Below are 23,645 nucleotides of genomic sequence, written 5' to 3' on the forward strand. Positions count from 1 at the left end.
TCAGCCCTTCTGCCCCCGGGTCGGCGAGGACAGAGCACGGTCGCTGTCGGCGGCGATGAAGTCGAGGATCTGGACCGCCTGCTCGCAATCGGCATATTCGTCGCGGATGGCGGCGGCATTTTCGCGGACCGAGCCCGTTCCTTCGAAGATCGACTTATAGGCGCGGCGTACCCTGTGGATGACGGCGCGGTCGACGCCGGCGCGGGTCATGCCGACAACATTGAGGCCGCTCAGCAGACCGGGATTGCCGTTCAGCATACCGTAGGGAATGACGTCGTAACTCACGGCCGAAAGCCCGCCGACGAAGGCCTGACGGCCGACGCGGGTGAACTGGTGAACAGCCGAGCCGCCGCCCAGGATGACACGATCCTCAATGACGACATGGCCGGCGAGCATGACGTTGTTCGACATGATCACGTGATTGCCGACCTTGCAGTCATGCGCGACGTGGGAATTGGCAAGGAAAAGGTTGTTGTCGCCGACGATCGTCTGGCCGCCAAAATCAGCCGTGCCGGTGTTCATCGTCACGCCTTCGCGCATCGTGCAGTTGGCGCCAACCGAAAGCGTCGTCTCCTCACCGCCGTGATGCACGCTCTGCGGGTCGCCGCCGATGACGGCCATCGGAAAGATGCGCGTACCCTTGCCGATCACGGTGCGGCCGGCGACGACAGCATGCGACAGGAGCTCGACATTTTCATGCAGGACGACGTGCGGCCCGACATGGCAGAACGGACCGATCTTGACGCCCTCACCGATCACAGCCCCGTCTTCGACGACGGCCATCGGGTGAATGCGGGCGCTTTCGGCAATAGTGCTCATGCCTGTTCCTTACGAACGATCATTGCGCCGATATCGGCTTCGGCGACAAGGGCACCGTCGACCTTGGCGTCGCAATGGAATTTCCAGATATTGCCGCGCTGCTTGTGCTTGGCGACATGGAATTCGACGCGGTCGCCAGGAACGACAGGCTTGCGGAAGCGCGCGTTCTCAATGGTCATGAAGTAGACGAGGTTGCCGGGCTGGCCTTCCTTCTTGGCACAGATCGCACCCGCGGTCTGCGCCATGCCCTCGATCAGGAGAACGCCAGGCATGATCGGAGCTTCCGGAAAATGGCCGGTAAAATGCGGTTCGTTCACCGTGACATTCTTGATGCCGATCGCTGAGTTGTCGCCGTCGATCTCGATGATCTTGTCGACCATGAGGAAGGGGTAACGATGCGGCAGCAGCTTCATGATCTCGATGATGTCCGCCGAAGAAAGCGTTGTCGTGGCTTCTTCAGTCATTTTCCTTGCCTCCAGGGTTCCGACCGCGCAACTTGGACTTCGACACTTGTTGTGCGGCCTCTCTCAGATAGTCTTTTAGCGGACGGGCCGGTACGCCGCCATATTGCCCGCCGGCGGCAAGATCGGTCATGATACCGCTTTTGGCAGCGATCTGCACGCCGTCACCGATCGTCACATGTCCCTTGATGCCGACCTGGCCACCGATCTGCACGCCGTTGCCGATCTTCGTGCTGCCGGCGATGCCGACCTGCGCGACGATGGCGCAATGGCGTCCGATCTGAACGTTGTGGCCGATCTGTACCTGGTTGTCGATCTTGGTGCCTTCACCGATGACCGTATCGTCCATGGCGCCGCGGTCGATCGTGGTGTTGGCGCCGATCTCGACCTTATCCTGGATGATCACCCGGCCGATCTGGACGATCTTGATCATGCCGCGCGGACCCGGCGCATAACCGAAACCATCCTGGCCAATGCGAACGCCGTTATGGATGATGACGCCGTTGCCGATCAGCGCGCAGAGAATGCTGGCGCCGGCTGCGATCGAACAATCGCGGCCGATCTTGACGCCTGGACCGATGAGGCTATGTGCGCCGATGCGGGTGCCCTCGCCGATCTCGGCATGCGCGCCGATGACGGCCAACGGCTCGACGATCACGCCCTTTTCAAGCCTGGCGCTCGGATCGATCACCGCGCTCGGCGCGATCTCGCCTTCACCCGAAAAGACCACAGGACGCAATGCGGCGGGATAAAACAGGCCGCCCGCCATCGCGAAGGCGGCGTGCGGATTGGACGACAGGATGATGGGGATATGCGGGGGGACGAGATCCGCGAGCGCCTTGTCGCAGATCACCGCCGAGGCTTCGCATGTCGCCAGTTCGTCGCGGTTGCGACGCGACAGGATATAACAGACATCACCGGCGCGCGCCCGGTTGATCGGGGCCACGGATCGGACGACGATATCGGCATGGTCGGAATTGGCGAGTTCCGCCCCAAGAAACTCTGCCAGCTCAGCGAGCTTCAGACCTTCATGGGGCAGAAAAAAAACGTTTTGCTCCATCGGCAATGCTCCAGAACGGAATTGAGTCTTACAGTTCCGGACTGCCGATATCAGAATTGGTTGTTGATGCCAAACTTGAAGTTCTGCGTCTTGTCGAAGTCTTCCTTGAGAACCGGGATAGCGTAATCCAGGCGCAATGAACCGAAGGGAGACTGCCAGACGACACCGACGCCGACGGAAGCGCGCAGAGAGGCGTCTTCGCCGTCAATGCCGTCGCCCCTCAGGTCAACGTCATTGCCGAACAGCGTGCCGGCATCGGCGAAGACCGCGCCGCGCAGGTTGAAGTCACGCGGGAAGCCCGGCATCGGGAAGGTCGCTTCGGCCGAAGCGGTGAAATACGTCGTACCACCCAGCGGATCGTCGTTGGTGCCGGAAACGCGCGGGCCGATGCCCTTGTTTTCAAAGCCACGAATATCGCCATTGGTCAGGGTGAACTGATCGAAGACATTCAGATGGTCGCCGAGGCCGATGACATAACCCGCCGAAGCAGAAACCGAGCCGATGATATCGGCATCGTCAGCGAGCAGACGGTAATAACGGGCCTTGCCGTAGATCTTGTAGAATTGCGAGTCGCCGCCGAGGCCGGCAAGTTCCTGCGTCGCCGTCGCATAGATGCCTTCACGCGGCAGGACGGTGTCGTCCAGCGTGTTATAGGTCAGCGTCTGCGAGATCGAAGAGCGCGTCCACGGGCTGTCTTCAACGAGGTGCTGATACGGAGCTGACAGATCGGAAAGATCGCTGCTGTCCGCATCATACTTCATCTGCTTGTAGTTATAGCGGAAGGTCGTCGCCAGGTCTTCGGTGATCGGCGCGGTGACGCGCAGGACGACGCTGGTTTCCTCGTAGTCGTAATTGTCGTTGCTCGACGTTTCGCTGTGGTTGACGTCGAAGCCTGCGGCCAGACGATAGCCGAGGAAATAGGGCTCGGTGAAGCTGACGCCGTAGGCGCGCGAACCTTCCTGACCGCCGCCGGCCGAGATGCGGATGTACTGACCGCGGCCGAGGAAGTTCTTTTCCTCGATGGAGGCTTCAAGCAGCAGGCCATCGCCGCCGGCGGCATAACCGGCGCCGACACCGAACGAACCTGTGGACTGATCCTGCACGTCGACGACCACCACGACGCGATCCGGCGAGCTGCCCGGCTGGGTGGAGATGTTGACGGAGGAGAAGTAACCCAGCGCTTCGAGGCGGCGCTTGGCCTTGGTGATCATCTGCTGGTTGAAGGCGTCGCCTTCGCTCATATCGAATTCGCGGCGGATGACGTAGTCGCGCGTGCGGCTGTTGCCACGGATTTCGATACGCTCGACATAGGCGCGCTCGCCCTGGTCGACCAGATATTCGACACCGATCGTATTGTTGTTGAGGTCGCGGTTACCGCGCGGCGTGACGCGCGCAAAGGGATAACCGGCAGATGCGACCTGATCGGAGATCGCCTCGATCGACTTCTGCACTTCCTTGGCGTTGTAGACATGACCTTCGTGGGTGCGCACGAGCGGCTGCAGCTGCTCGGAGCCGACGCCTTCAACGGTCGACTGGACGGTCACCGGACCGAAGTCGTAACGCTGGCCTTCCTCGATGTTGAAGGTGAGCGTGTATTTGTTGGTCGCGTCGTCGAAGGTGGCATCGGAAGAGACGATGCGCATGTCGGCATAGCCACGATTATAATAGAACTGGCGCAGCGCTTCCTCGTCGGCATGGAGCTTGTCTTCGTTATAGACGTCCTTGCGGGTCAGGAACGACAGGAAGTTCGAACGCTTGGTGTTGATGACAGCAGCCAGGCGGCCGGCGCTGTAGGCATTGTTGCCGACGAAGTTGATCGAATCGATCTTAGTGCGATCGCCTTCGTTGATGACGAAGGCCAAGTTGACGCGGCCTTCACCGAGCGGCACGACCTGCGTCGTGACTTCAACTTCGCTGCGGCCGGTGGCGGCGTAGGCTTCCTTGATCGACTGAATGTCGGACTGGATCTGGGTGTCGCTGTAGGGGCCGGCAGCATGCGTCTGGACGATGGTCGCGAGCTTGTCGTCCTTGATCTTGCGATTGCCGTTGAAGACGACCTGATTGACGAGCTGGGCTTCCTGGACGTTGACGACAAGCGTGCTTCCGGAGACCGAGATCTTCACGTCGGAGAAGTAACCCGTCCCGTAGAGCTGCTTGACCGATTCATCGATATCGGTGTTCGAAAAGCTCTTTCCGGGAGCGATGGTGAGGTTCGACCGGACCGCTTCCGCGCCGACGCGGCTTGCGCCGCGCACATCAATGCGCTGGATGACCGCGGCCTCAGCGGCGGTAGCGGAAACGAACGTCAAAGCACCTGCGCCCGAAGCAACAACACTAGCAGACAGCGCAACCGCCGATACTGCGTTCAAAAACTTTGAACCAGCCTTCATTTCACCTATTACCTTTTTTTCCCTCGTCCCCGGCCTCAGGAAAACCCGATTCCGGTCACGTGTGTCGTTTTACCCGCTTTTGACATACAAGCAAGGGAGGTCGTTAATTTCTGTTTACTTCATTTCGAAGCGTGACCCATTCGCCACTACAGCCTTGAAACATCGTAAATAAATAGTAATTCCCTTGCTTTGCGCGTTTACCCTCTGATCGCGCCAACGTCGTTCCAGGTCGTGAAAACCATCAATGTTAGTATCATGGCCAAGCCAATGCGAAATGCGATTTCCTGAGCCTTGGCGCCCAGCGGTTTTCCTCTGACCGCTTCCACCGCATAGAACATCAGGTGGCCGCCATCAAGTACCGGAACCGGCATCAGGTTAAGCAATCCTATCGAAACTGAAAGCATGGCGGCAAGCTGCAACACTGCCCCTATCCCAAGCGAAGCCATCTGGCCCGAGGCTTGCGCAACGCGGATCGGCCCACCAAGTTGATCGGCCCGCATCGTACCGCGGAAAATATTGCCGATATATTTGAATGTGCCGGTGACGATATCCCGGGTTTCGATCACACTTTCGCGCAGCGCCTGGAGCGGCGTGTACGTCTGCAGGCGGAAATTGCCGACTTCCTTGCTGGTGACGATACCGATCTGGCCGACTTCGATCTTGTTGCCGAACTGGTCGGTCCTGTCGACGCGTTGCGGCACCATCGGCAAGTCCAGCTTTTGGCCGCCCCGCTCGATGGTGACGACGATCTGCTGGCTCGGGCGGATGGCGACATAGCGGCGCACGTCGTCGAAGGTCTCGACCTTGCCGCCGTCGATGGCGACCAGCAGATCGCCCGGAAGGATGCCGGCGGCGGCCGCCACACCATCCGGCGTGACTTCGGAAACGACGGGATCGGCGACCGAACGGCCGTAGATCGAGAAAAGAAGGGTAAAGATGGCAATCGCCAGCAGGAAATTCGCGATCGGGCCGGCTGCGACCGTCGCTGCACGTTTCCACAGCTTTGCGCCGGCAAAGGAGCGCGCCCTGTCCTCTTCGGACATGGCGGCGAGCTTGTCGCTGTCGGGCTTGCTCGAGGCGTCCTCGTCACCAAAGAACCGGACGTAACCGCCAAGCGGGATCACCGAGATCTTCCAGCGTGTTCCGTGGCGGTCGTTGAAGCCGAATATCTCGGGACCGAAACCGACGGAAAAGGCAAGGATGCGAATGCCGCTCCAGCGCCCGACGAGGTAGTGGCCCATCTCGTGCACGAAGACGAGCAGTGAGAGCACGAGGATGAAGGTGACGATATTCCCCATCAGGAATGTGTATATATCGGCCATCACTTCTATCAGTTCCTTCCGTCAGGCTGCCGCGTCATCAAAGGCCGAACAAGGCCGCGCCGAGCGACGTCATCGCAGTCCCCTTTATCAGGGAAAATAATCCAGCTAGCAAGAACGCCGAAAAACAGGCGAAAATCAGTCCGTCGACACGGTCCATGACGCCGCCATGACCAGGAATGAGACGGCTTGAATCCTTGACACCGAATTTCCGCTTGATGAAGGATTCAAACAGATCTCCCGACTGGCTGCAAACCGAGAGAACGAGTGCCGCAACGGCAGCGATGATTTCAGTGCCAGGAAGGAGAAAGTGGATGAGTACGACGCCGGCTACGACCGCCGAAACGGCGCCGCCGATTGCCCCCGACCATGTCTTTCCCGGCGAGATCGAAGGGGCAAGCTTCGGTCCGCCAAGCGCCCTGCCGACGAAATAAGCAAGGATGTCGGTTGCCCAGACGACGGCAAAGACGAAGAGCATGGCATAAAGGCCGGGCCGGTCATCACCTCTGATCGCGGCGAGCGCGAGGCCCGTGGCACCAGCATAAAACAGGCCCACCGGCAACCAGCGGCTGGTGCCGTGTAGGATGATCAGCGCTATGCCGACGGCGGTGACACCAGCCAGCATGCCGGCTGCGAATTCGAAATTGCCGACAAGCACGAGGAAGGCAATCGCCGCCTGACCGATCCAGCCGACGGCATTGGCGACCCAATCACGCGCGACGCCGGTTATTGTCGACCATTCATAATAGATCAGCAGGCCGATCACGGCCGCCAGGATGCGGAAGGCAAATCCGCCATACCAGGTGGCGGCAAGAACGATCACCGCAAGAATCAGGCCTGAAACGATGCGGAGCTTCAATTCCTGCTGCATCAGGTGCCGACCGCGGCTGCCTGCGACGACAGGCCGCCGAAGCGTCGGTCGCGGGAGGCGAATTTCTCCAGCGCCGAGCGGAAGATCTCGGGGCTGAAATCCGGCCAATATTCCGGAACGAAGATGAATTCCGAATAGGCGGCCTGCCAGAGGAGGAAGTTGGAAAGCCGCTCCTCGCCGCTGGTGCGGATGATGAGGTCCGGATCGGGAATACCGGCCGTATCGAGACGCGCGTTGATCAGCGAGGGCGTGATATCCTGCGCCCTCAGGCGGCCGGCCTCGACGTCCCTCGCCAGGCTCACCACAGCCCGCGAGATCTCGTCGCGCGAGCCGTAGTTGAAAGCGATGACCAGCGTCAGCGCCGTATTGTCCTTGGTCGTTTCCTCCGCCTCGAGCAGCAGGCCGAGAATGTCGTTGCGCAGGCTGTGGCGGTCGCCGATCACCTTGATCCGTACGTTCTGGCGATGAAGCTCGGCAAGGTCACGCCGGATGAAAGCCTTGAGCAGACCAAGCAGGTCGGAGACCTCGGCCTCCGGCCTGCGCCAGTTTTCCGAGGAGAAGGCAAAGAGGGTCAGATATTTTATGCCGGCCGCGCCGGCGGCGCGCACTGTCTCGCGAACCGCCTCGACGCCCTTGCGATGGCCCATCGTGCGCGGCAGGCCGCGCTGCTTGGCCCAACGGCCATTGCCGTCCATGATGATGGCAACATGCTCTGGCACAGTCACAAATACAGATTCCGACATTTCCCGTCCGGTCTTTCCAGGCAAAGGCACAGATCCACTAGACCTGCATGATTTCCTTTTCCTTCTCGCCAAGCAAGCGGTCGATTTCGGAAATCGTCTCGTCGGTCATCTTCTGTACACGTTCCGACTGCGCCCTGCCCTCGTCCTGGCCGATTACGCTATCCTTTTCGGCCTTCTTAAGGCCGTCCATACCGTCTCGGCGAACATGGCGAATCGCGACCTTGCTCTTTTCGGCATAGTCATGAGCCACCTTGACGAGCGACTTGCGGCGCTCCTCGTTCAGCTCGGGCAGCGGAATGCGCAGGCTCTGGCCGTCGACGATCGGGTTGAGGCCGAGATTGGATTCGCGAATGCCGCGCTCGACGGCGCTGACCATCGACTTGTCCCAGACCGAAACCGACAGCATGCGCGGCTCGGGCACGGTGATGTTGGCGACCTGGTTCAGCGGCATGCGCGAACCATAGGCCTCGATCGTGACCGGATCGAGGATGTTGGCCGAAGCGCGGCCGGTGCGCAGCGATGCGATGTCGCTCTTGAATGCGGAAACCGCGCCGTCCATGCGGCGCTTCAGTTCCTTGATGTCGATACCTTCACTCATGTCGATGCTCCCGTATAAAGCGCGTCGCGATGGCTGCGCCTGACAAAGGCGGCGCAGTCTATATCAGTTGTCGGAGACGATAGTCTTGAGGCCACCGCCCGTCAGGATTTCAGCAAAACCGCCTTTCTCGTGGATCGAGAAGACGATGATCGGAATGGAATTCTCCCGGGCGAGCGCCACGGCGGCAACGTCCATCACCGCAAGCCCCCTGTCCAGCACTTCCTGGTGCGTCAGCCGGTCGAGGCGGGTCGCATCGGGATATTTCTTCGGGTCGGCGGTGTAGATGCCGTCCACCTGCGTGCCCTTGAAGATCGCTTGCGCGCCCATTTCGGCGGCACGCAGCGCTGCGGCCGAATCGGTGGTGAAGAAGGGGTTGCCGGTGCCGCCGGCAAAGATCACCACACGCCCCATCGACAGGTGATAGAGGGTCGCGCGCTGCGAGAAGCTTTCGCAGATTTCGGGCATGGAGATGGCCGAAAGTACCACCGTATCGATGTTCAGCTTGCGCAGCGAGGTCGCCAGTGCCAACGCATTGATGATGGTGCCGAGCATGCCCATGTGGTCGCCGGTGACCCGGTCACCGCCCTTGGATGCGACCGCGACACCGCGGAAAATATTGCCGCCACCGACGACGACGCCGACTTCCACGCCCATATGCCTTGCTTCGGCGATATCGGATGCAATGCGGTCCGCCACCGCAACATCGATCCCGAAACCCTGGCTACCCATGAGCGCTTCGCCGGAAGCCTTGAGTAGAACGCGTTTATAGACAGGCTCTAAAGACATCTTGGCTCCTCGTAAATTGCCGTGAGTGCCCGATACACGAAGGGCACCGCGTTGTCACGCGATGCCCCTGTTGTTTTCCCAATTATGGCTGGGAGATCAACCCTTGACGGCAGCCGCAACTTCGGCTGCGAAATCGGTTTCTTCCTTCTCGACGCCTTCGCCGAGCAGAAGGCGGGCCATGCCGGCGACTTCGATCGGCGCGCCGACGGCCTTTTCAGCTTCCTTGACGGCGGCTGCGACGGTCAGATCCGGATTGATGACGAAAGCCTGCGAGAGAAGGGCGACTTCTTCGAAGAATTTGCGCATGCGGCCATCGACCATCTTCTCGATGATGTTGTCAGGCTTGCCGGAAGCGCGCGACTGCTCGATGAAGACGTTGCGCTCGCGCTCGGCGACGGCGGCATCGACTTCCTCGGGGCGGATCGCCAGCGGTGCGGTCGCAGCGATATGCATGGCGACCTGGCGGCCGATTGCGTTCAGGGCTTCCTTGTCGCCGGTCGACTTCAGCGCGACGAGAACGCCGAGCTTGCCGAGGCCGTCGGAAACAGCATTGTGGATATAGGTGGCGACGACGCCGTCCTCGACGGACAGAGCGACCGAGCGGCGCAGGTTCATGTTCTCGCCGATCGTTGCGATCGCGTCCTTGATCGTATCGGAAACGGACTTGCCGGATGCCGGGTAGGTCGCAGCCGCAACGGCGTCGACGGTGCCGTTTGTGGAGACGGCAACCTTGGCGATGCCGCGGACGAGATCCTGGAAGGCATCGTTACGGGCGACGAAGTCGGTTTCGGAATTGACTTCGACGACAACGGCCTTGGTGCCCTGGCTCGAAACGCCGATGAGGCCTTCGGCAGCGGTGCGGCCCGACTTCTTGTCGGCCTTGGCGATGCCCTTGGCGCGCAGCCAGTCGATCGCCGCTTCCATGTCGCCGCCGGTTTCAGCAAGAGCCTTCTTGCAGTCCATCATGCCTGCGCCGGTCTTTTCGCGCAGTTCCTTCACCATTGCAGCCGTAATCTCGCTCATTAGCTTCCTCTTGTCGGTTCATACGGTGGGCCGCAAAGCACGGCGCGGCACCGGATTGAGGCACGAAATGTACCTGTATGTATGACAGCGTGATGAAGACGCGTCATAACGAAACTTATCTGGCAAAGAGCCTGATGCCCTCGCCCTGAAACAGGCAAGGCCGCCGAACTTCGATGAGTCGCGAGCGGCCTTTCCCAGTCATGCAAGCTTTGGCGGACCTTTCGATCCGCCGGCTTTCATCAGCCTTCGGCTGCTTCTTCGAGAGCCGGCTCGACCGGAACTTCGGAGGATGCGCCGAGATCGCGGCCGGAAGAGCTCTGCTGACGCGCGATGCCGTCGATGGCCGCGCGGGAGATCAGCTCGCAGTAAAGAGCGATGGCGCGCGACGCGTCGTCGTTGCCCGGGATCGGATAGTCGATCAGGTCCGGGTCGCAGTTCGAGTCGATGATGGCGACGACCGGGATGCCGAGGCGCTTGGCTTCGTCGATCGCGATCTTTTCCTTGTTGGTGTCGATGATGAACATCAGGTCCGGTGTGCCGCCCATATCGCGGATACCGCCGAGAGCCTTGTCGAGCTTTTCACGCTCGCGCTCGAGGTTCAGGCGTTCCTTCTTGGTGAAGCCCTGGGCTTCGCCGTTGAGGATCTCATCGAGCTTGCGCAGGCGCTGGATCGAGTTGGAGATCGTCTTCCAGTTCGTCATCATGCCGCCGAGCCAGCGCGAGTTGACGTAGTACTGGGCCGAACGCTTGGCGCTGTCGGCGATGATCTCGGACGCCTGGCGCTTGGTGCCGACGAAGAGAACGCGGCCGCCGCGGGCAACGGTGTCGCTGACGACCTGCAGGGCGCGCGACAGCATCGGAACGGTCTGGGCCAGGTCGATGATGTGAATGTTGTTACGATCGCCGAAGATGTACGGCTTCATCTTCGGGTTCCAGCGGTGCGTCTGGTGGCCGAAGTGGACGCCTGCTTCGAGAAGCTGACGCATAGAGAAATCGGGCAATGCCATGCCTTTGTATCCTTTTCCGGTTGAACCTCCGCAAGGCGAACAGCATCCTCTTCGAGAATGCCACCGGGCGGAACGATCCGGATTTCTCCCGGATAATCCCATGCCTTACGTGTGGAATGCCGCTGCCCATACATTCCGTTCGGCATAAAAGCAAGGAAAACATTCCAATCGGCAGACAAACAAGGTTTATGCCGAAAAATTCAGCCGCTGCCCTGCCCTTCGCATGTGGCGGCTCAGCTTGCCAGCATTGTCAGCAGCGACAGCATGAGGCCGGCGTCCGGCATCGGCAGGACGGCATCGACCTCGGCCGGCAGCAGGCTGCCGATTGCGCTGTCGGCGTTGCCGGTGGCAGTTCCGAGCGGCCCGCGGAAGCCGTGTCTCGTCCAGGCCAGTTCCTGCAGCTTCGGGCTCGCCAGCGCTTCGATCAGCCGATTGGCGTTCTCGTCGACGACGATCAGCGGATGGGCTGAATAAACGGTCGGCCGCGGATAGAGCACCACCGGCTTTGCGCCCGGGCTTGCCTTGATGCGGTCCCAGCGCGAGGGATCGGCGAGGATCCATTCGACCAGCTGATTCTCATAGCCGACGATCATCGGCTCGCCGCCGAGGCCGCCTGCGAGATACTGGTCGAAGAGCTTGCCTGACGAGGGAGACTTGAAGCCCATGTTGCGGAAGACCGCCTGCACCTTGCCGCCGAACGCGGCAAGATCGTCTGCGGTCGCGACATTGCCGCTAAAGAGGCTGAGCGCCAGGCCGGCGAACATGAAGCCGGAATTGGAGCGGTTCGGGTCGGTCGAGACGATGCGCGCCCGGCCATAGAGCGAATTCACGCCGAGCTTCGACCAGTCGGTGCCGGCGAGAACCGCATCAAGCAGCGCTTTGAGATCGAGCTGATGATGGCCTTCATTTGTCACCGTCACCAGTCCTGATTTCATCAGGCCGTCGACCACCGGCTGCCAGGAATAGACAACGACGGGGGTGTTCAGCACGACCCGGTCATTGCGGATTTTGACGCCGTTTTGTCTGGCGATATCGACCATGATCGACGAGGACGGCCATAGAAATTGCGGGCTCTGCGACAGCAGCGCCTGCTCGCGCACCATCTCGACCGAACCCGCCACGCGGCCGTTTACCGTCAGGCCATATGCCCCAAGTGCGCTCACCACGCCACGGTCGGCGAGAAAGGCTTCCTTCTCGCCGCCGATGAAGCCGGAAAGCGTCGTGCGGCCGCCGAGCAGGCCCTGCAGCTCGGGCCGGTCCTTGACGGCGAAATAACCGCCGGTGCCGACGACGCCGGCTCCGAGCAGTCCCAATCCAAAGGCGCGACGAGAAAGGGCCATCAGCGTCCGATATCCTCTTTGAGCGAAGCCTGGATGAGGCGCAGATCGGTGTCGAGCGTGCCGAGCGCCTCGTCGATCAAGCTGTCGGCATAATGGACGAAGGCCTCTTCGAGCTTGACCAGCACGGTGCGGACCTCCTCCAGCTGTTTGGTATCAGGAACGCGTTTCGCCTCGATGACGGCAAAACCTTCCGCCACCTCGGCGGCACGCGGCAGGTAATAGGAAAGGAACCGCCGGACGGCATTGGCGCTCTCCGGTTTGGCCTCGACTTTGCGAAAGACATCGGCGGCGATTTCGGCAAGATGGCGGACTGCGGTTGCCGTCTTCCGATCGGTGATCGCATCGGCGGCGACCTCCAGCCTCTGCGCAAAGGGAACGGCGGCCTCCAGGAGGTCGCGGGCAAAGGCGATGCGCCCGCTGCCGATGCTCTTGATATCGAGGCCTTCGAACAGCCGGCGTGGCGCAAGCAGAATAACGAGGCCGGCAAAGATCAGAAGAGCGATGATGGCGGCGATCCAGAACGGCATGCCGGCAACAAAACTCAAGAGCGGCACGGTGATGGCCGCAGCCAGTCCCGCCACGATCCAGTTGCCGTCATTGCCGAGCCAGTTGCGCATGCCGGTCCTAATTATAGCCGCGTGCGGTGCGGAAAGCGGTGGCGAGATTCGAACCGCCGTCGAACACGCGCGCCGAAGTCTGCTTGGCAAGGCTATCGAGCTGTGTCTTGTCGGCGTCGCCGAATGTGATGCCGAACACCGGCACATGCGGCTCTGTCGCGTTCCATTCGCTCATGAAAGCCTGGCTTTGATCGTCGGACCTGCCGTCGGTCATGATGACGATGGCAGGCAGATACGTCGAGAGCCTGTCGGTTCGGGCAATCTGCTGGAGAGCCTGTGCGGCGCAGGTATACATGTCCGTGCCGCCGCCGGCCTTCTGCCGGGAAATCTCGTTCAGCAGCCCTTCCTGCTCCAACGGGTTTCCGCTTGCCATGAAGGTGTTGCGCACGCTGCCGTCGAAAGGAATGACGATGATCCGGTCGGCGGGCGACCATTGCACCAGCACCTTGCTCGCCTCGTCAGGTGTCAGGAGGAAACGCATCGCCTTCTGCAGCTGGTCCTCGCCGTCGCCCTGCATCGAGCCTGAGAAATCGAGGCAGAGCGCAGTCAGGGACGGTTTGCGCAGCGCGGCCTGATAAAGAGTGAGCGCCTGGCGGATGACCTCCGGCTCCGGCATTCGGATGGCCGTCACAAGCCGGGCGGGATCGAAATTCCAGCCAGGCTCCGGTTTTGCGGCAACGCCGCTGAGCGGAATGCGCCGGCCGGTATCAGCGATACGCTGCTGCACCGAGGCCGAACGGAGATAGGCGAGCAGATCGTTGAAGAAAGTCTGGGCTTCAGGCCCGCGTCCATGATCGACGAAACCGAGCGGCGAATCCGCCATGGCCACGCCATCGGCCGGGTAGATCGCGTAAAGCGGTTCCTGCGACAAGGCGGCAAGCTTGTCGTTGGTTTCCTTCAGCACCGCCTCGTAGTTCCACATGCCGTCGTAGACAGTGCCCTTGCCGGCGGATTCGACGTAGAGATCGGCAAGCCAGCCGGAAGAGCCGGAAGAGCGCATGACGCCCGAAAGCAGCGACCGGACGCTCTCCTGAACACCCTTGTCGTCGAGATCGCCGGGCTCGATAACCGGCTTGTTGCCGAGCGCACTCGACAGCATGGCGAGATAGGCGCTGGCGCCGGAGTTTGATTGCGTCGCCGAGGTCATCAGGAATTTCAGCGATCCGTTTTCGACGGCCGCCAGAATATCCTTCATGAACACATCCCTGCCGATCCAGCCGAGCTGCTCGGCCTTCGACTTGCGCACACCCAGGACCACCGGCGTCTGGGCGATCGAAGTCAGGCTCTTGACGCGGCGCTTGGTGTCGAACATGTCGACCCAGACGCTGGAGGCCGGCCAGACCGCATCCTGCTCGACGCCCTGATCGCTCTGCAGCGCCAGGCCGATATCGAGCGTGCCTTCATATTTGAAGGTGCAGGTCGCATTCTTCTGCTTGCAGAATTCCTCGACGATCGGCTGCAGAACGGTATTTTCCGATCCGGAGACGATCGAGAAGTCCGGCCCCTTGCCGAAGGGATCGCAGCCGGCAAGGGCGAGAGCCGCAAGGAGCGCCAGGCCTGAAAGCAGTGCTCGCATCGTCATCCTGCCGATCACGCCCCAGTCATCGCCTTCTTGAGTTCGACCGTCATCTGCTCCATCTGCTGCTCGGCCTGCGCCCGCTTCCGGCGCCCCTCGTCCTGAACCTGCAGCACGCCTGAAATCGTGTCGATCAGATCCCTGTTGGCCTTGGCGAGCGTGTCGATATCGACGATGCCGCGCTGCGACTGCTGCTCGATAGCGATCGCCTGGTCCTTCATCATCTCCGATGCCTGGCGGATCATGTCGTTGGTAGCGTCGGTCACCGCCTTCTGCAGCTCAAGCGCCGATTTCTGCCGCGTCAGCCCGAGCAGGATCACCATCTTCTGCTTCCAGGCCGGCACCGTCAGCGCCGAGGTCGCCTGCAGGTTCTCGATCAGCGTCTCGTCGCCCGCCTGGACGATGCGGATCTGCGGCAATTGCTGGATGCCGAGCTGGCGTGCCTGCTGCAGGTAAAACACCCGCTTTTCCAATCGGTCCAGCGCCTGCAGGCTGTCCTGATAGGTCTGCGCTTCCAGCATGCCGCCGCCGGGGCCGGTCGCAGCCGTATCGGCTGCAGCCTTCAACCTCGGTAGCTCGGTGCTGCGGAAACGCTCTGCAAACGCCTTGCCGGCCTGCACATAGGCCTCGAGCCGCATGATCGATTGCCGGGTTTCCTCATGCAGGTCGTCGAGCAGCGCGATATCGCGCCGCAGCGTATCCTTGTGGCGGTCGAGTTCGAGGCCGATCCGGTCGATCTGGCCGGCCACGTCCTCAAACTCCGCCTTGAACCGTTCGAGCCGTGCCTTGGCGGAGAGGAAGATGCGGCTGAGAAAACCCTTGTCCTTCAGCGACGCCGGGTCGAGGCCCTTCGACTTGAGGATGATGTCGCTCAAGAGGCGGCCGATTTCGCCGAGATCCTTGTTGCGGACCTCGCGCAGGATCCTGTCGGCATAGTCGCTGACCGCCTGCTGGGCGCGGTCGCCATAGACCGAGATGCCGGCGCGATCGGTGATATTGATGGTGTCTGAAATGCGGGCGATTTCCGCCGGATCGGCGGCGACCACAGGCAGGGCGGCGTTCTGAACAGTCGCGAGATCGGTATCGGCCATGAGGCGGGCTTTCCAGGCTTGCGACAGGTAAATCGTCTGGAGGCCCATCTTCGCAATAAACAGGCCTTGTCACGATGGACTGGCCGCTAGGATCACACCGACCCGAAAAGCAGGACGACGGAAGACGACTCAATCATCGCTGGTCGCCGCACAATAATGAACTTTATGATACAGTTTTATGACAGTCGAAAAGCTCCAGTCTTACTTGCAAGCCTCGGCCTTGCGATCGAGCAATTCCAGCTTGGCGAGCTTGCCGGTCAGAACGAAATCGCCGTAATCCATAGTCAGGTCGCGGGTGATGCCGTTCTCATAGAGCTTGAACGACATGCGGTAGACCGGCAGAGCATCGGACTTTGCATTCTCGTTGAAATAGGCGATCGTCACTGGCCAGAAGGCTGTCTTGGAGAAAGCGCCGGCATTGCCGGAATCAGCCTCCTCAGCAACCGGCGTCTCCTGTTTGCCGACGATCGTCGTCGTCACCAGCGACTTGTCGCCGTCATCCGAGCCGTCGAAGACGCGGGCCTCGAAGAATCGCTTGCCGTCCTTGGCGTTCTGGATCACGTCGAGCATATGTTCGGTTGGGAACCGGCTTTCGGCAAGCTGCAGTTCGCGGCTCGACGGTTGCTTGAGATCGACCTTGACGCCATCCGGCTGATCCTGAGCCGCACCGTTGACCTCCTTGTCGAGCTGTTGGTCGGTGAAGGATTTGGTGTCGAAGGTGAACTTGCCGTCCTTGAGATTCTCGAAGGTCTTCGTCTGCTGGTCGCTGACGCGGACGCTGTCGCCGGTGTCGATCTGCGTCACGAAGCGAAAGTTGGTGGTGAAGCCCTGGCAATAACTGCCGTCGAACTCATAGACCATGCGACCGTACATGCCGGCAATGCCGGAGCGGTCAGAGGCATCCTTCAGTTCCAGATCGTAGACGGCGCGATGTGCGACGAGGCCGGTCGCGATCGCAGCGCTTACCGCGGGCGCAGCCGCCCATGCATTGGCGGAAACGCTGGCGAGAAGCAGAGCGACAAGACCTGATCGGAACATTCATTAACTCCTGTTGGACTCGGTCGCGATGTTATAAGAACGCTTTCGGCCAAATCGAGGCTCGAACCTGTCATATTAAAGATTCTAGTCTTGATGCATAATTTTTGAAGAATTGACAACAAAAGCGGAGACGAAAATGTCGGATGAAATTGCAAAGCGCCTGACTGAGATGGGGATAACCCTGCCCGAAGCCGCAGCGCCTGCTGCAAATTACGTTCCTTACGTCATCAGCGGCAATCTTCTCTACATCTCCGGCCAGCTGCCGCTCGAAGGCGGCAAGATCGCCGTCTCCGGCCATCTCGGCAAGACCGTCGACGTTGCGAGCGGCCAGCGCGGCGCCGAACTCTGCGCCATCAACATCCTTGCCCAGGCGAAGGCGGCGCTTGGCGGCGATCTCGGCCGCATCCGGCGCGTCATCAAACTGAACGGCTTCGTCGCCTCGGCGCCCGACTTCGTCGAGCAGCATCTCGTCATCAACGGCGCTTCGAACCTGATTGCCGGCGTGCTCGGCGAGGCCGGCAAACATGCGCGTGCCGCCGTCGGCATGGCCGCCCTGCCGCTGAACGCCGCCGTCGAGATCGATGCTATCATGGAAATCGCGGAATGACCAATGCGGCCTGGATCCGGGACGTGCCGGTCGCCCATCGCGGCTATCACGACCTCAATAAACTCGTCTGGGAAAACACGCTTTCAGCCTTTTCGCGCGCCGTCGAAGCGGGCTTTGCGATCGAATGCGACCTGCACTACGCCTCCGACGGCGTGCCGGTCGTCTTTCACGACGAGGACCTGCAACGGCTCTGCAATCTTCCGGGCGACATCCGCGAGCGCACCTCCCGTGAGCTCGGACTGATCGCCGTCGGTGGCACTGGAGACAAGGTGCCGACGCTCCGCCAGCTCCTCGATCTCGTCCAGGGCAAGGTGCCGCTGGTGCTGGAGCTGAAGGGCCGCGAGGCCGATGACGAGGGATTTGCAGAAGCCGTGCTCGAAGTGCTTCAGGATTATCAGGGCAAGGTGGCGCTGATGAGCTTCGACCACTGGCTGCTGCGCGATCTGAAGGCGCTTGACGCCCCCTACCCGCTTGGTCTTACCGCCAACGGCAACACGCCGGAGGAGTTTGCGACGCATGCGAAGGCGATGGAGATCGGTCTCGATTTCATCTCCTATTATTATGACGACCTGCCGAACGCCTTCATCTCAGGCGAACGTGAAAAGGGCATCCCCGTCATAACCTGGACTGTGCGCGACGAAGAAGCGCGCCGGCGCACCTTCGCCAACGCGGACCAGATGACCTTCGAAGGCTTCGACCCGCGTGTGGCGGTTTGACGCTCGCTTTTTGGCCAAGATCATGCGCAGATTGAGACAGAGCCGAGACTATTCTCCCACAGGCTTCGTATCTGCCCCATGACCGATGAACTATCCATTCGCGTAGAACGCTCCTTCACCGCGATTTCCCCGGAAAGCTGGTCCAGGCTTTCCGGGGCGTCGAAGACTTGCCCGACGCTTGCCTATAACCCGTTCGTCTCGCACGCCTTTTTGTCGTCGCTGGAAGAGTCCGGTTCGGCCAGCGCCGAGACCGGCTGGCTCGGCCACCACCTGCTGCTCGAGACCGAGCACGGCGAACTGATCGGCGCCCTGCCCGGCTACCTCAAGAGCCACAGCCAGGGCGAATATGTCTTCGACCACGGCTGGGCCGATGCCTTCGAGCGGGCCGGCGGACGGTATTATCCCAAACTTCAATGCTCGATCCCCTTCACCCCGGCGACGGGCCCGCGTCTTCTCGTCGCCGAGGGACTGCAGCGACTGCCGATCCAGAGCGCGATCGCCGAAAGCCTGAAGGAGGTCGTGCGCCGGCTCGGCATCTCGTCTGCCCACGTCACCTTCGTGCCTGATGAGGAGATCGGCGTTTTCGAGATGGACGGCTATTTGCACCGTACCGACCAGCAGTTCCATTTCATCAATGACGGCTATGCCAATCACGAGGAATTTCTCGAAACACTCGCGTCGCGCAAACGCAAGGCGTTGCGCAAGGAGCGGCGCGCCGCGCTCGAAAACGGCATCAGCATCGACTGGCTGACCGGCCGCGACCTGACGGAACGCATCTGGGATCAGTTCTTCAAATTCTACATGGATACCGGCGGGCGCAAATGGGGCCGGCCCTACCTCACCCGCAAATTCTACTCGCTGATCGGCGAGCGCATGGCCGACGACATCCTGCTAGTCATGGCCAAGCGTGACGGGCGCTATATCGCCGGCGCCATCAATTTCATCGGCGGCGATACGCTTTATGGCCGTCACTGGGGCTGCGTCGAGGATCATCCCTTCCTGCATTTCGAGGTCTGTTATCACCAGGCGATCGACTTCGCCCTATCGAAAGGGCTGAAGCGGGTCGAGGCCGGCGCCCAAGGCGAACACAAGCTCGCCCGCGGCTACCTGCCGGTGACGACACATTCGGCCCATTATGTCGCCCACGCCGGCCTTCGCCGGGCGATCGGCGACTATCTCGCCCGCGAGCGCGCCGATGTCGAACAGATGAGCGAGGTGCTGAGCGAACACAGCCCCTTCCGCAAGGGCGAGCGCCAGCAGGAGGATTGACGCCGCCCTGCTGGCGGCGTTACCCGATCAAGATGAAATGAGGAGATTTCGCGATGACCAGCGCCTATGACGACAACAATATCTTCGCCAAGATCCTGCGCGGCGAAATTCCCTCGCACCGTATCTATGAGGACCAGCATACGGTTGCCTTCATGGATGTGATGCCACAGGCGCCGGGCCATGTGCTCGTCGTGCCGAAGGCGGCGTCGCGCAATATTCTCGATGCCGATCCAGCCACCCTCACCCATGCGATTACCGTCGTCCAGAAGATTGCCAATGCAGTCAAGGAGGTCTTCGACGCCGACGGCGTGTTCGTCGCCCAGTTCAACGAACCGGCCGCCGGGCAAACGGTGTTCCATCTGCATTTCCACGTCATCCCGCGCCACGAGGGCACCGCACTCAAGCCGCACTCCGGCAAGATGGAGGATGGCGCCGTGCTTGCCGCCCATGCCGAAAAGATCCGGGCGGCGCTGGCATAAGGTCATTTGGCGAGTGCTGGCCGCGCCTTCATGCCGTTCAGTTGCAACAGAACTGCGAAAGCCGCCATGCTCAGCCCGCCCAGAACCGCGAAAGTCGCCTGCGCCCCGATACCGGCCATCAGCGCCGCTATGCCGGGCGGGGCGAGTGCGTTCATCAGGTTCATCGGCAGGGCGATGGTTGCCATCGCGGCCGTATAATCGGCCTTCTCAAAGAAAACGAGCGGCATCGTGGCGCGTGCGACGGCAAAGGCACCGCTGCCGACCCCGAACAGGACGAGGTAGCCGCCCACCGATAGAATACCGGCGCCGCCGATCCAGATCGTAACCAGTCCCATTGGGATCATCGCGCCGGAGACAATTGCGGTAGACAATCCATCCCATTTTTGCCCGCCGAGAAGGTCGATCACGCGCCCGCCGACCTTGAAGACCCCAAGGAGGGAGGCGATCGCGACGGCGCCGGCAAGATCCATCCCCATCGACTGCAGGAGTTTGATTCCCACTGCCTCGACGCCGAAGGTGACAAAGCTGTTCAAGGCGATGGCGGCGACCAGCAGGATGAAGACAGGTTCCCATCGCCCGCGTCGCCGATCAGCTGTCGCTGCGGTCGCCGTCCCGGTGGCAGGCAGGCCGAAGCGGACCAAAGGGCAGATGATGAAAACCATGACACTGGCATAGACGACGAAAACCTGCCGCCACCCCACAAGGTGGTCGAGAAAGGCGGTTATGGGCCAGAAGACGCTGCCTGCCAGACCGGTTACCAACATCAATGTTCCAATCAGGCTTCGCGCCCGATCCTCTGCGTATTCCGCGACATAGGCATAGGCCGAGGTCGTCAGGAACATCGCGCCGGCCAGTCCGGTCAGCGCCCACCCGACCCAGAAGACAGGCAGGTTCGGAGACAGCGCGAGCAGGCACAGAGCTAGGCCGATCAGGCCCGCTCCCGCCGCCATGACCTGGCGCGTTCCAAACCTGCGAAAGGCGCGGCCGGCCCAGGGTGCGGCAAGCCCCATTGTGACAAACATCACCGAGGTTCCCAGAAAGACCGACGGCAGCGAGGTTTTGAATTCCGCTGCCACCGGCGTCGCAATCACGGGCAGGACGCCGACTACGCCCCAGCCGGTGATCTGGGTCAGCGTGAGACAAAACAGGACAAGGAAATGACGGTGCATGGTCCACTCGTAGGTCCGAAGCATGACACTCCGATAACAGCCACGATGGTGCAGCCTCGCCCACTGGAGCTGACTGGCTAATGCCGCCTCGATGAGATGCGGCCGGTTCAGCGGGAGAAAAAGTCCCAAGACGAAAAAGGCCGCATGACGCGGCCTTCTTCAATTGGTGGATCTTACTTCTTGCGCGGAACCTTCGGAACCGTGCTGCCCTTCTTCGGGGCGTCGCGGACCTCGGGCTCGGCCTGCGGGACCGTCTTGGCGCGGGACTTGGGCGCCGCCTTGGTCTTCAGTTCGCCGTCGCCCTGATCGTCGGCGTCGGGATGGACGACTTCGGCTTCCGGCTTCGGCTTGATCGGCGCCGTATCCGGGATGGCCTCCAGCACGATGCCGGGCTTGCCGTCTTCCTTCGGGCCGACCGTGACGTTGACGACGCCGCCTTTCTTCAGCTTGCCGAAGAGGATTTCGTTGGCAAGCGGCTTCTTGATGGTGTCCTGGATCACGCGGGCAAGCGGGCGGGCGCCCATCTTCTCGTCGTAACCCTTTTCCGACAGCCAGGCGATCGCATCCTCATGCAGGTCGAAGGTAACGTTCCTTTCGGAAAGCTGGGCCTCCAGCTGCATGATGAACTTCTGCACGACCTTGTGAATGACAGCCGTCGGCAATGCCGCGAAAGGAATGATCGCGTCGAGACGGTTGCGGAACTCCGGCGTGAACAGGCGGGTCAGCGCCTCCTCGTCCTCGCCGGTGCGCTTGGACGAGCCGAAGCCGATCGCCGCCTTGGCCATTTCGGATGCGCCCGCATTCGTCGTCATGATCAGGATGACGTTGCGGAAGTCGATCTTCTTGCCGTTATGGTCGGTCAGCGTGCCATGGTCCATGACCTGCAGCAGGATATTGTAGATGTCGGGATGCGCCTTCTCGATTTCGTCGAGCAGGACCACGCAATGCGGGTGCTGGTCGACGCCATCGGTGAGAAGACCGCCCTGGTCGAAACCGACGTAGCCGGGAGGTGCACCAAGCAGGCGCGACACCGTGTGCCGTTCCATATATTCCGACATGTCGAAGCGCAGCAGTTCAACGCCCAGCGACGATGCCAGCTGCTTTGCCACCTCGGTCTTGCCGACGCCGGTCGGACCGGAGAAGACATAGGCGCCGATCGGCTTGTTCGGCTCGCGAAGGCCGGCGCGCGCCAGCTTGATCGAGGTCGAAAGGGCTTCGATGGCGATATCCTGGCCATAGACGACCGAACGCAGTTCCTGCTCGAGATTGGCAAGCACCGCTTCGTCATCCTTGGAGACGGTCTTCGGCGGAATGCGCGCCATTGTTGCGACCGTTGCCTCGATCTCCTTTTCGGTGATCAGCTTGCGGCGCTTCGACGGCGGCAGCAGCATCTGGGCCGCACCGGTCTCGTCGATCACGTCGATCGCCTTGTCCGGCAGCTTGCGGTCGGAGATGTAGCGGGCCGAGAGTTCGACGGCCGACTTGATGGCATCGTTGGAATAACGCAGGTGGTGGTATTCCTCGAAATAGGGCTTCAGGCCCTTCATGATCTCGATCGCGTCATCGATCGACGGCTCGCTGACGTCGATCTTCTGGAATCGGCGAACCAGCGCCCGGTCCTTTTCGAAGAACTGGCGATATTCCTTGTAGGTGGTCGACCCGATGCAGCGGATCGCACCCGACGACAGAGCCGGCTTCAAGAGGTTCGATGCATCCATCGCGCCGCCCGAGGTGGCACCGGCGCCGATCACCGTGTGGATCTCGTCGATGAACAGCACGGCGCCCGGATATTCCTCGAGTTCCTTGACGACCTGCTTCAGGCGCTCCTCGAAATCGCCGCGGTAGCGCGTGCCGGCAAGCAGCGTGCCCATGTCGAGCGAGAAGATCGTCGCATCGGCGAGCGCTTCGGGAACCTTGCCTTCGACGATGCGCTTGGCCAGACCCTCGGCGATTGCCGTCTTGCCGACGCCGGGATCACCGACATAGAGCGGATTGTTCTTCGAACGGCGGCACAGGATCTGGATGGTGCGGCTTACCTCGGCGTGACGGCCGATCAGCGGGTCGATCTTGCCGCCCTTGGCCTTCTCGTTGAGATTGACGCAATAGGCCTTGAGCGCATCCTGCTGCTTCTTCGGGCCGCCCTCTTCCTCGCCGCCGCGCGCCGTCGGCTTGCTGCTCTCGGCTTCCTCCTCGGCGCCGCGCGGGGGGCGCGCTTCCGAAGCGCCCGGGCGCTTGCCGATGCCGTGGGAGATATAGTTGACGGCGTCGTAGCGGGTCATCTCCTGCTCCTGCAGGAAATAGGCGGCATGGCTCTCGCGTTCGGCAAAGATCGCGACGAGCACGTTGGCGCCGGTCACCTCTTCGCGGCCGGAGGATTGCACGTGGATGACGGCACGCTGGATGACACGCTGGAAGCCGGAGGTCGGCTTCGAATCCTCGTCATATCCGGTGATCAGGTTGGAGAGTTCGTTATCGACATATTCGACGAGCGTCTTGCGCAGCGCGTCGAGATCGACATTGCAGGCTCCCATGACCGCGGCCGCATCGGCATCGTCGATCAGGGCGAGCAGCAGATGCTCGAGCGTCGCATATTCGTGGTGCCGCTCGTTGGCAAAGGTCAGTGCCTGATGGAGCGCCTTCTCTAAACTAGGCGAAAATGTTGGCAC

The 23,645-nt window shown here is 61.3% G+C and carries 22 protein-coding genes; 4 read left to right on the forward strand and 18 right to left on the reverse strand.

What is annotated here, in order from left to right:
• From lpxA to FHX14_RS09175, 16 genes are all read right to left on the reverse strand, one after another.
• Positions 1–819 (reverse strand): acyl-ACP--UDP-N-acetylglucosamine O-acyltransferase, encoded by an 819-nt coding sequence (gene lpxA, locus FHX14_RS09100; protein ID WP_012557554.1) that lies wholly within the window; start codon positions 817–819, stop codon positions 1–3.
• On the reverse strand, positions 816–1,283 hold the full coding sequence (gene fabZ / locus FHX14_RS09105; RefSeq protein ID WP_003586669.1) for a 3-hydroxyacyl-ACP dehydratase FabZ: 468 nt from the start codon (positions 1,281–1,283) through the stop codon (positions 816–818). The genes lpxA and fabZ overlap by 4 nt, the downstream gene beginning before the upstream one ends.
• Positions 1,276–2,340: a UDP-3-O-(3-hydroxymyristoyl)glucosamine N-acyltransferase gene (gene lpxD / locus FHX14_RS09110; RefSeq protein ID WP_003586670.1), complete on the reverse strand. Its 1,065-nt coding sequence runs from the start codon at positions 2,338–2,340 to the stop codon at positions 1,276–1,278. The genes fabZ and lpxD overlap by 8 nt, the downstream gene beginning before the upstream one ends.
• A gap of 50 nt (positions 2,341–2,390) precedes the next feature.
• On the reverse strand, positions 2,391–4,730 hold the full coding sequence (gene bamA / locus FHX14_RS09115; RefSeq protein WP_003586671.1) for an outer membrane protein assembly factor BamA: 2,340 nt from the start codon (positions 4,728–4,730) through the stop codon (positions 2,391–2,393).
• Positions 4,731–4,927: 197 nt separating this feature from the next.
• The gene (gene rseP, locus FHX14_RS09120; protein ID WP_172643295.1) at positions 4,928–6,061 is read right to left on the reverse strand and encodes an RIP metalloprotease RseP; all 1,134 of its coding nucleotides are present in this window, start codon (positions 6,059–6,061) and stop codon (positions 4,928–4,930) included.
• Between the two features lie 28 nt (positions 6,062–6,089).
• The gene (locus tag FHX14_RS09125) at positions 6,090–6,920 is read right to left on the reverse strand and encodes a phosphatidate cytidylyltransferase (protein WP_012557551.1); all 831 of its coding nucleotides are present in this window, start codon (positions 6,918–6,920) and stop codon (positions 6,090–6,092) included.
• Complete coding sequence (locus FHX14_RS09130) at positions 6,920–7,663, reverse strand: isoprenyl transferase (RefSeq protein ID WP_003586675.1); 744 nt, start codon at positions 7,661–7,663, stop codon at positions 6,920–6,922. Before FHX14_RS09130 ends, FHX14_RS09125 begins: the two co-directional genes overlap by 1 nt.
• Before the next feature lie 37 nt (positions 7,664–7,700).
• Positions 7,701–8,261, reverse strand: a complete 561-nt coding sequence (gene frr, locus FHX14_RS09135; protein ID WP_184376922.1) for a ribosome recycling factor — start codon at positions 8,259–8,261, stop codon at positions 7,701–7,703.
• Between the two features lie 63 nt (positions 8,262–8,324).
• Positions 8,325–9,047, reverse strand: a complete 723-nt coding sequence (gene pyrH / locus FHX14_RS09140; protein WP_003573378.1) for a UMP kinase — start codon at positions 9,045–9,047, stop codon at positions 8,325–8,327.
• A 96-nt stretch (positions 9,048–9,143) separates the two neighbouring features.
• Positions 9,144–10,070, reverse strand: coding sequence for a translation elongation factor Ts (gene tsf, locus FHX14_RS09145; RefSeq protein ID WP_003586678.1), 927 nt, complete (start codon positions 10,068–10,070; stop codon positions 9,144–9,146).
• A 239-nt stretch (positions 10,071–10,309) separates the two neighbouring features.
• On the reverse strand, positions 10,310–11,077 hold the full coding sequence (rpsB, locus tag FHX14_RS09150; protein ID WP_003573382.1) for a 30S ribosomal protein S2: 768 nt from the start codon (positions 11,075–11,077) through the stop codon (positions 10,310–10,312).
• A 233-nt stretch (positions 11,078–11,310) separates the two neighbouring features.
• Positions 11,311–12,417: a substrate-binding domain-containing protein gene (locus FHX14_RS09155; RefSeq protein ID WP_184376923.1), complete on the reverse strand. Its 1,107-nt coding sequence runs from the start codon at positions 12,415–12,417 to the stop codon at positions 11,311–11,313.
• Positions 12,417–13,034 carry a 5-bromo-4-chloroindolyl phosphate hydrolysis family protein gene (locus FHX14_RS09160; RefSeq protein WP_184376924.1) on the reverse strand — a complete coding sequence of 206 codons (618 nt, stop codon included), beginning with the start codon at positions 13,032–13,034 and terminating at the stop codon, positions 12,417–12,419. Before FHX14_RS09160 ends, FHX14_RS09155 begins: the two co-directional genes overlap by 1 nt.
• Positions 13,035–13,041: 7 nt before the next feature.
• Positions 13,042–14,610, reverse strand: coding sequence for a VWA domain-containing protein (locus FHX14_RS09165; RefSeq protein ID WP_184376925.1), 1,569 nt, complete (start codon positions 14,608–14,610; stop codon positions 13,042–13,044).
• A gap of 14 nt (positions 14,611–14,624) precedes the next feature.
• Positions 14,625–15,701: a toxic anion resistance protein gene (locus FHX14_RS09170; protein ID WP_184376926.1), complete on the reverse strand. Its 1,077-nt coding sequence runs from the start codon at positions 15,699–15,701 to the stop codon at positions 14,625–14,627.
• A gap of 201 nt (positions 15,702–15,902) precedes the next feature.
• A complete protein-coding gene (locus FHX14_RS09175; protein WP_003586683.1) occupies positions 15,903–16,739 on the reverse strand; it encodes a cell envelope integrity EipB family protein in 837 nt (278 codons plus the stop codon).
• Positions 16,740–16,875: 136 nt separating this feature from the next.
• Here FHX14_RS09175 and FHX14_RS09180 point away from each other — a divergent pair, with 136 nt between their 5' ends.
• From FHX14_RS09180 to FHX14_RS09195, 4 genes are all read left to right on the forward strand, one after another.
• The gene (locus FHX14_RS09180; protein WP_003586684.1) at positions 16,876–17,346 is read left to right on the forward strand and encodes a RidA family protein; all 471 of its coding nucleotides are present in this window, start codon (positions 16,876–16,878) and stop codon (positions 17,344–17,346) included.
• Positions 17,343–18,062 carry a glycerophosphodiester phosphodiesterase gene (locus FHX14_RS09185; protein ID WP_003586685.1) on the forward strand — a complete coding sequence of 240 codons (720 nt, stop codon included), beginning with the start codon at positions 17,343–17,345 and terminating at the stop codon, positions 18,060–18,062. Before FHX14_RS09180 ends, FHX14_RS09185 begins: the two co-directional genes overlap by 4 nt.
• Positions 18,063–18,140: 78 nt before the next feature.
• On the forward strand, positions 18,141–19,331 hold the full coding sequence (locus FHX14_RS09190) for a GNAT family N-acetyltransferase (RefSeq protein ID WP_184376927.1): 1,191 nt from the start codon (positions 18,141–18,143) through the stop codon (positions 19,329–19,331).
• A gap of 53 nt (positions 19,332–19,384) precedes the next feature.
• Complete coding sequence (locus FHX14_RS09195; RefSeq protein WP_184376928.1) at positions 19,385–19,810, forward strand: HIT family protein; 426 nt, start codon at positions 19,385–19,387, stop codon at positions 19,808–19,810.
• 2 nt (positions 19,811–19,812) lie between these two features.
• Here the strand turns inward: FHX14_RS09195 and FHX14_RS09200 are convergent, their stop codons facing one another.
• Positions 19,813–20,979 (reverse strand): MFS transporter, encoded by a 1,167-nt coding sequence (locus FHX14_RS09200; protein ID WP_246713370.1) that lies wholly within the window; start codon positions 20,977–20,979, stop codon positions 19,813–19,815.
• Between the two features lie 173 nt (positions 20,980–21,152).
• The gene (gene clpA / locus FHX14_RS09205) at positions 21,153–23,645 is read right to left on the reverse strand and encodes an ATP-dependent Clp protease ATP-binding subunit ClpA (RefSeq protein WP_184376930.1); all 2,493 of its coding nucleotides are present in this window, start codon (positions 23,643–23,645) and stop codon (positions 21,153–21,155) included.

Source organism: Rhizobium sp. BK619, from assembly GCF_014195245.1.
Taxonomy (GTDB): Bacteria; Pseudomonadota; Alphaproteobacteria; order Rhizobiales; family Rhizobiaceae; genus Rhizobium; species Rhizobium acidisoli.

What these genes read in the sequence shown, in the direction of transcription:
- rpsB (WP_003573382.1), bottom strand. Translation starts at nt 11,077, where the DNA reads ATGGCATTGCCCGATTTCTCTATGCGTCAGCTTCTCGAAGCAGGCGTC.
- tsf (WP_003586678.1), bottom strand. Translation starts at nt 10,070, where the DNA reads ATGAGCGAGATTACGGCTGCAATGGTGAAGGAACTGCGCGAAAAGACC.
- FHX14_RS09185 (WP_003586685.1), top strand. Translation starts at nt 17,343, where the DNA reads ATGACCAATGCGGCCTGGATCCGGGACGTGCCGGTCGCCCATCGCGGC.
- FHX14_RS09155 (WP_184376923.1), bottom strand. Translation starts at nt 12,417, where the DNA reads ATGGCCCTTTCTCGTCGCGCCTTTGGATTGGGACTGCTCGGAGCCGGC.
- fabZ (WP_003586669.1), bottom strand. Translation starts at nt 1,283, where the DNA reads ATGACTGAAGAAGCCACGACAACGCTTTCTTCGGCGGACATCATCGAG.
- FHX14_RS09160 (WP_184376924.1), bottom strand. Translation starts at nt 13,034, where the DNA reads ATGCGCAACTGGCTCGGCAATGACGGCAACTGGATCGTGGCGGGACTG.
- FHX14_RS09130 (WP_003586675.1), bottom strand. Translation starts at nt 7,663, where the DNA reads ATGTCGGAATCTGTATTTGTGACTGTGCCAGAGCATGTTGCCATCATC.
- FHX14_RS09195 (WP_184376928.1), top strand. Translation starts at nt 19,385, where the DNA reads ATGACCAGCGCCTATGACGACAACAATATCTTCGCCAAGATCCTGCGC.
- FHX14_RS09165 (WP_184376925.1), bottom strand. Translation starts at nt 14,610, where the DNA reads ATGCGAGCACTGCTTTCAGGCCTGGCGCTCCTTGCGGCTCTCGCCCTT.
- FHX14_RS09200 (WP_246713370.1), bottom strand. Translation starts at nt 20,979, where the DNA reads ATGCACCGTCATTTCCTTGTCCTGTTTTGTCTCACGCTGACCCAGATC.
- pyrH (WP_003573378.1), bottom strand. Translation starts at nt 9,047, where the DNA reads ATGTCTTTAGAGCCTGTCTATAAACGCGTTCTACTCAAGGCTTCCGGC.
- frr (WP_184376922.1), bottom strand. Translation starts at nt 8,261, where the DNA reads ATGAGTGAAGGTATCGACATCAAGGAACTGAAGCGCCGCATGGACGGC.
- FHX14_RS09190 (WP_184376927.1), top strand. Translation starts at nt 18,141, where the DNA reads ATGACCGATGAACTATCCATTCGCGTAGAACGCTCCTTCACCGCGATT.
- bamA (WP_003586671.1), bottom strand. Translation starts at nt 4,730, where the DNA reads ATGAAGGCTGGTTCAAAGTTTTTGAACGCAGTATCGGCGGTTGCGCTG.
- FHX14_RS09180 (WP_003586684.1), top strand. Translation starts at nt 16,876, where the DNA reads ATGTCGGATGAAATTGCAAAGCGCCTGACTGAGATGGGGATAACCCTG.
- lpxA (WP_012557554.1), bottom strand. Translation starts at nt 819, where the DNA reads ATGAGCACTATTGCCGAAAGCGCCCGCATTCACCCGATGGCCGTCGTC.
- FHX14_RS09125 (WP_012557551.1), bottom strand. Translation starts at nt 6,920, where the DNA reads ATGCAGCAGGAATTGAAGCTCCGCATCGTTTCAGGCCTGATTCTTGCG.
- FHX14_RS09175 (WP_003586683.1), bottom strand. Translation starts at nt 16,739, where the DNA reads ATGTTCCGATCAGGTCTTGTCGCTCTGCTTCTCGCCAGCGTTTCCGCC.
- lpxD (WP_003586670.1), bottom strand. Translation starts at nt 2,340, where the DNA reads ATGGAGCAAAACGTTTTTTTTCTGCCCCATGAAGGTCTGAAGCTCGCT.
- FHX14_RS09170 (WP_184376926.1), bottom strand. Translation starts at nt 15,701, where the DNA reads ATGGCCGATACCGATCTCGCGACTGTTCAGAACGCCGCCCTGCCTGTG.